The 13,704-nt window shown below is 52.4% G+C and carries 12 protein-coding genes; 2 read left to right on the top strand and 10 right to left on the bottom strand.

Features of this window, described 5'->3' with window-relative positions:
- Window positions 1–74 precede the first annotated feature (74 nt).
- Together C4S74_RS01535 and bshC are read right to left on the bottom strand one after the other, a co-directional pair.
- On the bottom strand, window positions 75–1,337 hold the full coding sequence (locus C4S74_RS01535; RefSeq protein WP_103993607.1) for an adenosylhomocysteinase: 1,263 nt from the start codon (window positions 1,335–1,337) through the stop codon (window positions 75–77).
- 51 nt (window positions 1,338–1,388) lie between these two features.
- Window positions 1,389–3,023, bottom strand: a complete 1,635-nt coding sequence (bshC, locus tag C4S74_RS01530; protein WP_103993606.1) for a bacillithiol biosynthesis cysteine-adding enzyme BshC — start codon at window positions 3,021–3,023, stop codon at window positions 1,389–1,391.
- A gap of 268 nt (window positions 3,024–3,291) precedes the next feature.
- Between bshC and C4S74_RS01525 the strand changes: the two genes are divergently transcribed.
- Window positions 3,292–4,581 (top strand): MFS transporter, encoded by a 1,290-nt coding sequence (locus C4S74_RS01525; RefSeq protein WP_103993605.1) that lies wholly within the window; start codon window positions 3,292–3,294, stop codon window positions 4,579–4,581.
- A gap of 238 nt (window positions 4,582–4,819) precedes the next feature.
- Here C4S74_RS01525 and C4S74_RS01520 read toward each other — a convergent pair whose 3' ends face one another.
- The 8 genes from C4S74_RS01520 to C4S74_RS01485 form a co-directional block, all read right to left on the bottom strand.
- Window positions 4,820–5,776, bottom strand: coding sequence for an ABC transporter ATP-binding protein (locus C4S74_RS01520; protein ID WP_103993604.1), 957 nt, complete (start codon window positions 5,774–5,776; stop codon window positions 4,820–4,822).
- Window positions 5,769–6,815: an ABC transporter ATP-binding protein gene (locus tag C4S74_RS01515; RefSeq protein WP_103993603.1), complete on the bottom strand. Its 1,047-nt coding sequence runs from the start codon at window positions 6,813–6,815 to the stop codon at window positions 5,769–5,771. Before C4S74_RS01515 ends, C4S74_RS01520 begins: the two co-directional genes overlap by 8 nt.
- A gap of 14 nt (window positions 6,816–6,829) precedes the next feature.
- Window positions 6,830–7,765, bottom strand: coding sequence for an ABC transporter permease (locus C4S74_RS01510; protein ID WP_103993602.1), 936 nt, complete (start codon window positions 7,763–7,765; stop codon window positions 6,830–6,832).
- A 3-nt stretch (window positions 7,766–7,768) separates the two neighbouring features.
- Window positions 7,769–8,701 carry an ABC transporter permease gene (locus C4S74_RS01505; RefSeq protein WP_103993601.1) on the bottom strand — a complete coding sequence of 311 codons (933 nt, stop codon included), beginning with the start codon at window positions 8,699–8,701 and terminating at the stop codon, window positions 7,769–7,771.
- A 105-nt stretch (window positions 8,702–8,806) separates the two neighbouring features.
- Window positions 8,807–10,483: a peptide ABC transporter substrate-binding protein gene (locus tag C4S74_RS01500; protein WP_103993600.1), complete on the bottom strand. Its 1,677-nt coding sequence runs from the start codon at window positions 10,481–10,483 to the stop codon at window positions 8,807–8,809.
- 419 nt (window positions 10,484–10,902) lie between these two features.
- A complete protein-coding gene (locus C4S74_RS01495; RefSeq protein WP_103993599.1) occupies window positions 10,903–11,304 on the bottom strand; it encodes a DUF3397 domain-containing protein in 402 nt (133 codons plus the stop codon).
- Complete coding sequence (locus C4S74_RS01490) at window positions 11,304–12,266, bottom strand: ketopantoate reductase family protein (protein ID WP_103993598.1); 963 nt, start codon at window positions 12,264–12,266, stop codon at window positions 11,304–11,306. Before C4S74_RS01490 ends, C4S74_RS01495 begins: the two co-directional genes overlap by 1 nt.
- Before the next feature lie 162 nt (window positions 12,267–12,428).
- A complete protein-coding gene (locus C4S74_RS01485) occupies window positions 12,429–13,076 on the bottom strand; it encodes an RsfA family transcriptional regulator (protein ID WP_103993597.1) in 648 nt (215 codons plus the stop codon).
- Window positions 13,077–13,454: 378 nt separating this feature from the next.
- Here C4S74_RS01485 and C4S74_RS01480 point away from each other — a divergent pair, with 378 nt between their 5' ends.
- Window positions 13,455–13,685 carry a DUF2626 domain-containing protein gene (locus C4S74_RS01480; protein ID WP_009671348.1) on the top strand — a complete coding sequence of 77 codons (231 nt, stop codon included), beginning with the start codon at window positions 13,455–13,457 and terminating at the stop codon, window positions 13,683–13,685.
- Window positions 13,686–13,704 lie beyond the last annotated feature (19 nt).

Below are 13,704 nucleotides of genomic sequence, written 5' to 3'. Positions count from 1 at the left end.
AAATCCACAAAAAAAGCCTCTTGCTTCCGGTTAAGGTACCGGTAACAAGAAGCTTTTCATAACAATTCAAGAGATCAATGCTCCTGCCAGCTTTGCAGATAAGCCTTCTGCTCGTCGGAAAGGCGGTCGATGGAAATGCCGAGCGACTCAAGCTTATAACGAGCAACCTGCTCGTCAAGCTCATAAGGCACATTCACGACAGTTTTGCCGATCGCTCCGTAACGGTCGTTCACGTACTTGAGCGACAACGCCTGAAGCGCGAAGGTCATATCCATAATTTCCGCCGGATGACCGTCTCCCGCCGCTAGGTTAACGAGACGTCCTTCCGCCAGGAGGTAGATTTTGCGTCCGTCTTTGAGCTGGTATTCTTCGATGTTACGGCGTACCGTACGCACGGAAGAAGACTGGGCGGCCAGCTCGGGTTTGTTGACCTCCACATCGAAATGACCGGCGTTGGACAAAATCGCCCCGTCCTTCATCACTTCGAAATGTTCGCCTCGGATCACATCGCGGTTGCCCGTTACCGTCACGAAATAGTCTCCGATTTTAGCCGCTTCGGACATCGGAAGAACCGTAAATCCGTCCATATAGGCCTCAACCGCTTTAATCGCGTCAATCTCGGTAACGACCACTTGAGCGCCCAGACCTTTGGCGCGCATCGCGACGCCTTTGCCGCACCAGCCGTAGCCGACCACGACCACGGTTTTGCCGGCGACTACCAGGTTGGTCGTGCGGTTGATTCCGTCGAAAACGGACTGTCCGGTTCCGTAACGGTTGTCGAACAAGTACTTGCAGAACGCATCGTTAACGGCCACCATCGGGAACTCCAGACGGCCTTCCTTGTCGAGCGCCTTCAGACGCAGAATGCCGGTCGTCGTTTCTTCGGCCCCGCCGCGTACCCCTTCAAGCAAGTCTCTGCGCTCCGAGTGAAGGATGGTCACCAGATCGCCGCCGTCGTCAATGATCAGGTCCGGCTTCGTTTCGAGCGTTTTGATCATGAGCTCTTTGTATTCCTGCGGGTCCGGATTATACTTGGCGAATACGGTAATGCCGTCTTCCGCCAAAGCAGCGCAGACGTCGTCCTGCGTGGATAGCGGGTTACTTCCCGTAATCGTCACTTCCGCTCCACCCGCTTGAACGACTTTCGCCAGATAAGCGGTTTTAGCTTCCAGGTGAAGAGAAATGGCTACTTTAAGGCCGCGAAACGGCTGTTCTTTCTCGAACTGCTCGCGGATACGGTTTAGTACCGGCATATGCGCCTTAACCCAATCGATTTTTAAATGCCCTTCGGGCGCCAGGGATTGATCCGCCACGATGCTGCGTTCTACTGCGTTCATCCAACTATTCCTCCTCGATTGCTAAAATCTTCTATTATATAGGCTGTCTAGTTAAATATAAACCAGGTAGTGGCCCCCGTCCATCGGCAAATCCGCTTCAAGCAGCTCCTGGAGCCATGTGTCCCCGTACCGGTTCAAATAAGCGCATACGTTATATACCCGCTCCTGCGGTTTACCCAGCGGCATCAGAGCAAGCTCAATGCGTTTCCACTGGGATAAAGCCGTATCGTGCCGGCGGGCAAGCGCCTGTTCCGCCTTGCGTTCCAGATAATCGATCTGACGAACAATTTTATCGAGGTTGGTATGCCCCAGCTCCGGCATTCCCGCTTCGATTGCGGCAAGCGAGTCCACGAGAGGAGTGTAAACCTCTTTCACGCGCCCGCGCGCTTCTTCGAAGCGTTCCCGGACAGGGAACGGACTCTGCGCGCGAAGCCAGGCCTCTCTGCGCTCGTCTATACCCGCCGTAACGTCATCCATGGACAGGTCGTACCGGTCCATCCATTTCGTGACGGCATCCTCGACGAGCGTGAACTCCAGCCGCGGCAGGACGATCGGCATCGTCATGCCGTGCAGCGCGAACGCTTCCCGCGTCATCGCCCAGTAGGCCACCTCCGCGGGACCGAGCACGGTGCCCAGCACCGGAAGCAGGAACTCCTGCATGAGCGGGCGGGAAAGAACGCCGTTGCTGAGGCGTTCCGGCTCCGTCTCCGCGAGGGCCAGCAGCTCTTCCCTGCTGTAGGCGCGCAGGTCTTTCTTGTCGGCGAAGCCTTCCCCGCTGCGCTGCAGCAGGATCCGCTCGCCGCTCGGATCGATGACGAACAGATGCGACTGTTCGTCGGTCACGTCTACTTGAGGCGTATAGCCGAGCGCCTCAAGCTCCCGGCGGCCGCGCATCAGGGCGGCCGCGAGATGCTCGTTGCCGCCGACGAGACGCGTGAACATCGGCGCCTCAAGCTTGCGCAGGGCGGGATCGTCCGCATCGAGGAGGACAAGCCCGCTGTCGCCGAACAGGGCGGCCATCCAGCCGGCGAACGTGTCGCTGAGCGTGCTCAGGCCGTTCATAGACGAGCGCAGCCGGCTCAGCAGCTCCGTCTTGTGCGGGCTGTCCGGCAGCGACACATCCAGCGCGCGGAGCGCTTCCGCCCATGTCTGCTCATCCGCCTGCCAGCGGCTGACGGATGTGCGGAGATTCCACGGACGGCGGATCGATAGTTTATGTACGTCCAGTTCGGGACGCTGCACCTGGATGTGGTCGACCTCGTCGAAGTCGTGATCCTCTCCGGCAATCCAGAATACCGGTACGACCGGCGTGCCCAGTTCCGCCTGAGCTTGCCTGGCGGCGATAAGAACGGTGACCGCTTTGTAGATGACAAGCAGCGGCCCTCCGAACAAGCCGGCCTGCTGGCCCCCCACTACGGCAAGTGAATTTTCCTCGGCCAGACCTGCAGCCGCATTCAGCGCCTTCTCCCGGTTGCCGATGCGGCGGTTATATTCAATCAGCACCTCTGCCAGACGCTTCCGGTCCGCCCGGTTCGCTTCCGTATGGCGGACAGCTTCGGCGCGGCGGCGCAAACTTCCTTTGTCCCATGGATTATAATCAAACAATGCCGACACACGGTCGAAATGATGGATGTAATCCTCGGTTAAAGGTTGGCTCTTCTTCCATTGATAAGCTTTCCACGGCATCTCTCTGCAGCCGCCTCCCCCGTAACCACTGTCGGATTTTTACTCTTAATTGATTGTACACGGCAATGACCTTGACGTCAAAATGGAAGTTGCTAATTTTTTTATATCAGGTACTAAAAAGGCTGTCCCTCTTCTCGGTCTGCGGACCTACAAACCTTACCGACTCAGGCTGCAGCAAAGGTTCATTCGCGCGCCTCTTTTCTAATCTTCCAATATCTTCTATTATGAATAAAGAACATAGCGCGCGAAAAAGAAAGGATCGATACTTATGAACGTGTTCCAAAACCGTATGTTTGTCAAACTGTTCACCGCCAGCTTTTTCTCGCAGCTCGGCACCATGATCGGAAATATGGCGTTTGCCTTCTTCCTGCTCGACCGCTTCAGCTCCCAGCCCTTCTATATGACGCTGGCGGAGATGATGTATTCCCTGCCGACCTTGTTCGTGTTCTTTATCGTCGGAGTCGCGGCCGACCGGATGAACCGGAAGTCCATTTGCTTATATTCCAATTATATCCGAATCGGACTGACCGCCCTTCTCTTCCTGTCGCTTTTTTTGGAAGTTTTGCCGCTCACGTTCCTGATCCTGTTCCTTCGCGGCGCGGTCGCGAAATTTTTCGCCCCGGCCGAAATCGGCCTTGTGCAGGGCATCTTATCCAAGGACCAGTATATGCAGGCTGCCGGTCTCAACCAGACGGTGTTCGGCTTGTTCATGCTCTTCGGAACGGCCCTCGGCGCTTTGGCGTATCACTGGATCGGAGTAGAAGGGGCCGTCGTAATCGACGGATTGGGTTTTATCCTCTCGGCTCTCCTTATCCGTTCCTGCAGCTTTGAAGAGAAGGTAGAGCAGCCTAACGGACCGGGAAAATGGCGGGATATGAGCGTTAAAACCGTTTGGGTAGATTTTGCCGAAGGCATGCGGTACATCTGGAGAAAGCCTCTTCTACTGTCCATGATTACCGGATTTATTCTTTTCGGTTTCGTTAACGGAGGCTTTGCCGTCCTTCCCTTGTTCACACTGAAATATAAACTCGCAACCGGCGAGTATGAAAAATTCGCTTCGCTCTATTCCATTTGCCTGGGCGTCGGGGTGCTGGCCGGCAGCGCGCTCGGGGCGATTTTGGCCAAAAAAATAAAGCCGCACGTCATGATCATAGGCAGCGTCGTCTCCAGCGGACTTATGGTGATCGTAGGCAATTATATCACTGACGTCTGGCTGTTTATACTCGGCTTCCTCCTTATGGGAATTTTAATTGCACCTGCCAATATAGCGATCGGCGGCTGGATGCCGCAAATTGTGGACGGCAAAATGATGGGAAGGGTGAACGCGTGGATCGATCCGCTGATGATGGGAGCACAGTCTCTGGCGCTCGGACTTATCGCCTTGTTCTACCCGAGGTTCGTTTCGCTGGACTGGATTTATATTGTACTGGGTCTTATTATGCTGGTCGTGGCCGCCTTCTACACCATCATGCTTCCGAAGCAGGCTGCCGAAGAAGAGACACTTTCGAAAGAAACACAAGAAAAAGCTGTACGCGAGGCGGCGTCCGTATCGGGTTAAGGTTTTACGTTAACCATTGGCAGAGGCTGCAGCACGTCAAGAAAGCCCGGCGTGCTGGCCCATAGGTAAGGCAGCAGCATAACAAAAACCGACCATCTCGTTTGCCAAGGACACGTCGCAGCACCATAAGTAACTCCGTTCTTGCTAACTTTAAGCACAACGCAGCACAAAAAACCGCCCGTCGGCCTCTCCTGGATTGGAGAGCGGACGGGCGGTTCTATGCTGCAGCGATTAACGGTTAGTACAAGTGGCAGGCCACGAAATGCCCAGGTTCCACTTCTTTCATCGGAGGCATCGTGACTGCGCATTGATCCATCGCTTTAGGGCAGCGGGTCCGGAAAGGACAACCGCTAGGCGGATTCAACGGGCTCGGAACCTCGCCTTTCAGGATGATGCGTTCGCGCCTGCGCTCGATTTCCGGATCCGGAATCGGAATCGCGGAGAGCAGAGATTCGGTGTACGGGTGAAGCGGGTTCGCATAAAGCTCTTTGGAAGTGGTGACTTCCACCAGATTCCCCAGGTACATAACGCCGATACGATCGGAAATATGCTTCACCATCGCAAGGTCATGCGCGATGAACAGGTAAGTCAGTCCCCGGTCCTTTTGCAGCTTCTTGAACAGGTTGACGACTTGAGCCTGCACCGATACGTCGAGTGCGGAAATCGGCTCGTCCGCAATAATGAACTGCGGTTCGATTGCCAGCGCGCGGGCAATCCCGATACGCTGACGCTGACCGCCTGAAAATTCGTGCGGGAAGCGGCTGGCGTGCTCCGCGTTGAGACCTACCGCATCCAGCAGCTCGATTACGCGCTCGCGGCGTTTGCTGCCGGAAGCGACACCGTGGATGTCGAGGCCTTCCGCGATGATGTTGCCGACCGTCATTCTCGGGTTAAGCGAGGCATACGGATCCTGGAACACCATTTGCATGTTCCGGTGAAAATCGCGCATTTTACGGCCGCTCAGTTTATGAACGTTCTCGCCGTTAAAAATAACTTCACCGTCCGTCGCCTCGTAAAGGCGGATAATGGTGCGTCCTGCCGTGGATTTACCGCAGCCGGATTCACCGACCAGACCGAAAGTTTCGCCGCGATTGATATCGATTGAGAAGTTATCGACCGCTTTCAGGATTTTGCCCTGGCCGAGATCGAAGTGCTTCTTCATATTACGTATGGATAAGATCGTTTGATCAGACATGCTGCTTCCCTCCTACTTCAACGGGACGCTCGACTTTAGGCGCATCCGGATGGAGCAGCCAGCAGGCTGCGCTGTGCTCGGCCGAAAGCTGGGTATGTTCCGGATCTTCCTCCACGCATACTTTCATCGCGTAAGGACAGCGTGCCGCGAACGCACAGCCTTTCGGCGGAGCGAACAAGTCCGGCGGGGTTCCCGGAATCGGGACCAATTCTTCATCCGCCCGTGTATCGAGACGAGGAACGGATTTCAGAAGTCCCCATGTGTAAGGATGTCTCGGATCGTAGAAAATCTCGTCTACGGTTCCTTTTTCCACGATTTTACCCGCGTACATTACGACCACGCGTTCAGCCATTTCGGCCACGACCCCGAGGTCATGCGTAATCAGGATGATGGAGGAACCTGTTTTGATGGACAATTCTCTCATCAGATCGATGATCTGGGCCTGGACGGTAACGTCCAGAGCCGTTGTAGGCTCATCCGCGATAAGTAGTTTCGGGTTGCAGGCCAGCGCGATGGCGATCATAACCCGCTGACGCATACCGCCCGAAAATTCGTGCGGGTACTGCTTGATACGGCCTTCCACGTTGGAGAGACCGACGAGGCGGAGAAGTTCCATCGAACGCTGACGCGCCTGCTCTTTGGTCATGCCCTGGTGCTTGATCAAGCTTTCGCTGATCTGTCTGCCCACGGTCATGGTCGGGTTGAGCGACGTCATCGGATCCTGGAAAATCATACCCATTTCGGAACCGCGAACGGATTCCATTTGTTTATTGGAAAGCTTGGTGATATCCACCTTGCCTTTTTTACCGTCAAAAAGGATGGAGCCTCCTTTAATAACGCCGGGAGGTGAAGGAATCAGACGCATGAGCGTTTGGGAGGTCACGGATTTACCGCAGCCGGATTCCCCTACGATTGCAAGCACTTCGCCTTTTCTAAGATCGAATGTGACACCGCGAACCGCCTGAACTTCACCTGCGTAGGTGTTAAAGGAGACCTTCAAATCCTTTACTTCCAAAATATTTTCTTTGGGCTTACTCAAGGTACTCCCTCCCTTTACTTACGCATCTTCGGATCGAGCGCGTCACGAAGACCGTCACCGAGCACGTTGAAGCTTAGCAGAATAAGACTGAATACAGCTGTCGGGAACAGCAGGCGGAACGGATAGTAACGCATGGAAGCCGCTCCGTCCGACAGAAGGGATCCGAGCGACGCGAGCGGCGGACGGATACCGATACCGATGAAGCCCAGGAAGGCTTCCGCGAATATCGCCGAAGGAACTACGAACGTGATTTGAACCACGATAATACCAAGCGCATTCGGAATCAGGTGGCGCAGAATAATCCGGCCCGTGTTGGCGCCCAGTGTGCGGGAAGCCAGAACGTATTCCTGTTCCTTGAGCTGAAGAACTTGACCGCGGACAAGCCGCGCCATCGGTACCCAGCCCGTAATCGAATAAGCGATAATAATGGACGTAATGCCCGGCTTAAGCACCATCATAAGCAGAATGGCGATCAGCAGGAACGGAATGGAATAAATAATTTCGATAAAGCGCTGCATAACGGAATCGACTTTGCCGCCATAGTAACCGGAAATACCGCCGTAGATAACACCGACGATCAAGTCAATGACAGCCGCCACAATTCCGATAAACAGGGAAATACGGGTTCCCCACCATACGCGTGTCCACAAATCGCGGCCCAGATCGTCGGTACCGAACCAGTGTACGGAATTCGGCTTCTGGTTGGCGATGGACGGATTCGTCGCACTATACTCAAATTGCGACAGGAATGGAGCCACGATCGAAACGAGAGTCAGAAGAATGAGTATGAACAAGCCGGCCATAGCCAGTCGATTTTTCTTGAGTCGACGCCAAGCATCCTTCCAGTAGGTCAGCGACGGGCGGACGATTTGCTCCTGTAAATGTTCGTCCTTAATCAAGGGCGCAAATTTACCGGATGCGTTTACAGTCGATTGTCCTGGATTTTGCATAGTTTACTTCCCGCCTTTCCCCAGACGAATTCTCGGGTCAATGTAACCGTAGAGGATGTCGGTAATAAGAATTACGATAATTAGAATCGCAGAGTAGAAAATGGTCATACCGGAAATAACGGTATAGTCATTAGAGTAGATCGCATTAACCAATTGCTTACCTAATCCCGGAACGGAGAAAACCTGTTCCACAACAAGCGTACCGGTAATCAATCCCGCAAAAACCGGTCCGATAATGGTGACAACCGGCATGATGGCATTACGAATCGTGTGACGCCATACAACCGTGTGACTCGCCAAACCTTTTGCTTTCGCAGTTTTGATATAATCCTGATTCAATACGTCCAGCATGGACGTACGCATCATTCTGGCCACGTTGGCAAGCGTACCGAACGATAGCGCCAGGGTCGGTAAAACTTTGTAGGAAGGACCTTTCCACAATGCAGCGGGCAGCCAGCCCAGCTTGTTGCCGACATAGTAAGCAAGAAGCGGTCCAAGAACGAACGATGGAATGGACACACCGACAACAGCGATGAAGATAGCCGTGCGGTCCTGCCATTTGTTATGGTTGAGCGCGGCGATAATACCGAGCAGCAAACCGAACACGAGTGCGACACAAATGGAGTAAATGCCCAGCTCAAAAGACGGTTTGAAACCCGAACTGATCATGCTTGTCACATCACGCGCCGGGAATTGGAAGGATACCCCCAAATCGCCTTGTATAACATGTTTCAGGTAAAGCAGGTACTGCTGCCATTGCGGCTTATCGAGCCCGTATTGTGCTAGCAGAATCTGATAGTTTTCTTTGGACATCTTCAGTACAGCTTCTCCGAACGGATCGCCCGGAAGCAGCTTCATCAGAACGAAGGTGACCGTGATGACGAGCCAAAGTGTAATGATGGCATAGAACAGCCGCTGTAGGATATATCTGAACACATAGGGTCCTCCTTTTGGAAAAATGAAGCCGGAAGGGGACGTCCCGCGAGGTGCGTCCCCTTCTGACTTTAGCTGCTTATTAAGCTAGCTGAGGAAGGTGAAGAATTACTTCTTCGCTTCCGTGATTGTTACCCCTTTAACATCCCACTCCATACCGTAGTTCGGCAGGATCAGACCTTGTACCGTGTTGCGCACGAGGTAAGGAACTTTACGGGAATAGACAGGACCTACAGCCATATCTTCCATCAGGATTTTCTCTGCGTCTACCAGCAACTGAGAACGTTTAGCCGGATCTGCTTCTTTGTCAGCGGCTTTGATTTTCTCGTCATAGGCAGGGTTGCTGTAGTAAACGTTGTTGAACTCGCTGCCCGTTACCCACATGTCGAGGAAAGTCATCGGATCGTTGTAATCAGCGCCCCAAAGTGCAAGAACGATATCGTAATCGCCTTTGTTTTGACGTTCTACACGCAGTTTGTGCGGAACAGGCTCGCCGACTGCTTTGTAGCCGAGGTTTTTCTCCCACTCGCCCATCAGGAATTCGATGGATTTCTTACCGGAGCCCTGCTCGTCGCCGAGAAGCTTCAGTTCAGGCAGTTTGTCGATGCCGAGCTCTTTCAGACCTGCTGCCAGGTATTCTTTCGCTTTGGCCGGATCTGCTTTCGGAAGCGTGTCGCCGGCTGTTTTACGGAATTCGTTCTTGTTGCCGTCTTGAGTACCGTCGGCTACAAGACCTCTTGCCGCTGCAGTACCGTTGTTGGCCAGCGTCTTAACGTAAGCGTCACGGTCAACAGCAAGCGTCAGAGCTTTACGGATGTTTTTGTTGGCCAGAACTTTGTTCTTCTGATTGTACATAAAGTACATCGAAGTCAATTCGTTCTTCACTTTGATGTTTTCTTTGTCTGTCTCGGATTTCGCTTTGAACTGGTCGCTGCTCAAGTTCGTTACGTCTGTTTCTTCGGTTTCATACAGGTTCAAGGAGCTGTTGGAGTCCGTTACGATGTTAACCGTCAGTTTCTCCAGTTTTACGTTGGCAGCATCCCAGTAGTTCGGGTTTTTCTCGAACACGAGGTTTTGGTCGTGGTTCCATTGTTTAAGAACGAACGGACCTGCACCGATAATTTTGTCAGCGTCGCCGCCGTATTTTTCACCGTTTTTGGTAACGAGATCTTCACGTTGCGGGAAGAAGATCGGGAAAGCAAGGAGATCTTCGAAGAAGGTAACCGGCTTTTCCAGTGTAATTTCAAGTGTTTTCTCGTCAACCGCTTTTACGCCCAGAGCTTTTTTCTTAGCTTCAACTTCTTCAGGCTTAGCTTTAATGACGTCGTTTCCGCCTTTAATCCAGGCAGTCATGAAGTTGTATTGCGCTTTAGTGCTCGGATCGAGAGTACGTTGGAAGGAATAAACAAAGTCGCTTGCTTTAACCGGCTGGCCGTCGGCCCATTTCGCATCACGAAGCTTAATGGTGTAAACGAGGCCGTCTTTGGAAATTTCCGGTTTGGCAGCTGCAAGTCCAGGCTGCGGTTTGCCGTCTTTATCGAGACGGTAGAGACCTTCATTGAGTGCGTTCAGCATTGTAAACGCTGCATTTGTAGTACCTTTGGAGCTGTCGAGAACCGGTGGCTCAGCATTGAAGTTAATGCGAAGTTCTTGCTTAGCGGCATTTGCTTTGTCTGTACCGCCGTTATCCCCCGTTGCTGCCTTGTCGTCACTGCCACAACCTGCTGCGATGCTGCCGACCAGCGTCAGTGCAACCGCAGTGGAAACCCACTTTTTAGCTTTCATACGGTAATTATTCCTCCCTTTGAATAATAAATCTTATGGTTAAAGGTGTTTGACGGAAAATTTTGAATTTTCCAATGACACCGCTTCCCCTAATTAAGGCACTTCTCCGAGCTAAAGCGACAATATCGGCCTTTCGCCCTTACATGTTACATTTTATAACACAGTTTGTCAGGAAGTCCAGAATCTTTTTATGAAAAAGAACTTTCTCTTGCAAAAATGTTAAAATGCTGTAAAGGCTAAACTGTTACTAATTACCTATTATACAACCAAAGGTCAATAAAATCTACTTGTAATTTTCTACATAGGTTCGAGTATTTGAGACTTCAGAACCGCGCCTAACCTGCGCCAGCACTGCTTTAGAGCGTTAATTCGGCAATTAGTTGAACTGCGGTCAATTCATGTCGGCAAAAGGGAGACCGCTATCCGAGAACAGCCGTCCCCATGCGTACCACCATAAACATGACATACAGAAGAGAAAGTCCCATAAAACTGAGCCGCCACACGACGCGCAGCGATTTCCCCAGTTCCAGCTTCCCTTTCCTGTCATTCTGGTATCCGCCTATAAGTCCGAAAACGATGAGAATGACCAGCAGAAGAAACCATAATCCGAACGAGCTGGAGAACAAAGAATTCCACAACGATGCGACGGAGCCCAGCAGCAGGAAGGTCGTGAGATCCATAGTAATCCGGGTGGATTTTTTCTTTTCTTTGGTTACAATATATACGATTATCCATATCAGTACAAAGGAAAGAAAAGGGAGCATAGCGAGTACCGCATATACGCTGGACAATCCGTCTATGAATGAATCCAATCCCATCATCACCCACTTTGCTCCGCAGCTTTAATCAGCCGGTATACGGTTTCATGAGTGGGCATGAGCATCCCGGTCCGCCCGGCTATACCAAGCAGACTACCCGTGATCGCCTCAATTTCCGTCGTCCTGCCCGCCGCAATATCCTGCAGCATCGAAGATCGGTTGACAGCTGTCTTCCGGCAAACTTCCAGGATTTCGTCCCATAAAGATTCTTCAACCGTTACGTGCTGTGTAAGCGCCAGATCCCTTCCTTCCTCGAAGAGCCTCCTCATCAGCAGCAGTGAGTCCGAAGTCTCAGGCAGCTTCCCGTTAGGAATCCGGAGCAGAGCCGTCAGCGGATTGATCACCGCATTGATCAAAAGCTTGCTCCATATATGGCGCTCTATACTCTTCGACACACAAACGTCAAATCCTGCTTGCTTCAAACAATCTCCAACCGTTTTTAAATCCAGCTGCGGAGTCTTCTCCGTATACGGTTCCGTATCCTCCGCATGAATACGCCCGATCCGTATCCAGCCGCGGCCCGTATGCGCCACTTCCGAATGCGACAAACGTCTTGCCCCCTCCGTGGTCACAGCCTGGATCATGAAGGGACGGGCTTTCTCGCTGTCGAGCTTCTCCCAGTGGCCGATCCCGTTCTGCAGCGAAACAAGCGCCGCGCCATTCTCCATGGAAGAGATCAGATAAGAAGCCAATTCTTCCGTCAAAGCCGTCTGTTTTACCGCGAGGAGAATAAGCCGCGCCTGGGATTCAACCGCGGAATCCAGACCGTTCACGGCATCGCCAAAAGCGATTGCGGGAACTTCAGCCGTCAACTCCGTCCGGCCTTCCACACGGATTCCTTTCTTGTTCACGGCTTCCGCCTGTTCCCTGCTCCTCGTAACCAGCTTCACCCGGCAGCCGGCTGCCGCCAGTTTGGCCGCAAACAGCAGTCCCAGCGAGCCGCCTCCGATGACTTCTATCCGCATGGCTCCCACTCCTTCATCTTATTTTGCATTCCGCTCCTTATTCCTGTCTGCATGATTCGCCGTTTTTCAGCCATTCACCGCAAGGGCGGCGGAATCCTTCTTGGCGCTTCAAAAAAAATAATCCCCCCGGGCAGTAAACCGGAAGGATTCCCAGGAAGATTTTTAATCTATTCTTTCTAAATTGCCGTTTGCGTCCATCTTGAACCTCGGCTTGCTCTCTTCCTCTTCTTCTACTAAAAAAGCCATTTTCCGGGCACGGTCCATAATTTGGATAAGTGCCTTATAATCATCGTTGACAACCCGGTAATCGGTTTCAACTTCATTGACCTGCTTATTGAGCTGCTCGTTCTCTCTGCGGTATTTGGAGAGCTCCTCTTCCTTGTCGTTCAAAGAGCGCTCCATCTGTTTGATATGGCGCATCAGATCCTGATAGGTCTGCTTCCACTGCCGCAGGAACCGGATTACCGCATCAATGGAAAGAGCCTCTTCCGTTACTTCGCGGCCCGACGGGTCCAGAACGTCCAGAACGGCCAGCGAAGCTCCCCCGGAAATAGTAGAAACGGCCGCATGCTTTTTCTGCTGCGCTCTTTTCTGCCGCTGGGATTTCGCAATGGAAATGGCGGCCTCGTATTTTTTGCGTACGAAGCTGTTCCACCGGAACCCGCATGCCGCGGCCGTCCGCCCGATACGCTCCCCCACTTCTTCAAACGCGGCCAGTTGAGTGCTGCCCTCCCGGATATGGCGCAGCGTTACCTCCGCGAGCATCAAATCATCTTCATCGCTCCAAGCATCCTGCCTGATTGCCGTCATGTTTTACAATCCTCCTAACCTATTGTCCAAAATAGATCACGTCCTACCGCGCATTCGACTTCCATGCCCAATCGGCCGGACCGTTCATAAGCCGGGCAGGAGATTTATCCGTGAACGGCTCCGCTCGTAATATCTCTATGCCCCTGGCAGATTTCATAGAATCTATTTGATACTATTTGGTATTTCCATTTTTTATGACACTCATACCTAAAAAGAAGACCGGTTAAGAGACAACCACGGGAGATTTCTCCCGAACTGGCAATGCTTGTCACAACTTTTTAACAAAGGTGGACGATTGGATGTTTACACTATAGGGTCTGCTGGGTATAATGAAGATTAGATTATTTCGCATCGTGGTAGGAGAGGGGGAAGTTTTTCATGGATCGCATGTTCCGAGTTCTGGGTTTCTGGACTCTGGTGATCGCCCTGATGAGTCTGGCGGGAGAAATGTATCCCATGTCCATGCTGTTCTTTTTTCAAACCGTCGTATTCGTACTACTTGGCTATCTGAAGCTGTCGGAACGTACATACATTGTATTGTTCTGGGGCTATATGGTTATTTCGTTTACCGGATTCACGTACTGGTCCGTGTTCAAAATGCCGCTCTAATTACATACGGCGCTTGAGC

The organism is Paenibacillus sp. UNC499MF (assembly GCF_900107975.1).
Taxonomy (GTDB): Bacteria; Bacillota; Bacilli; order Paenibacillales; family NBRC-103111; genus Paenibacillus_F.
This window is presented reverse-complemented; position numbering and strand designations above follow the sequence as displayed.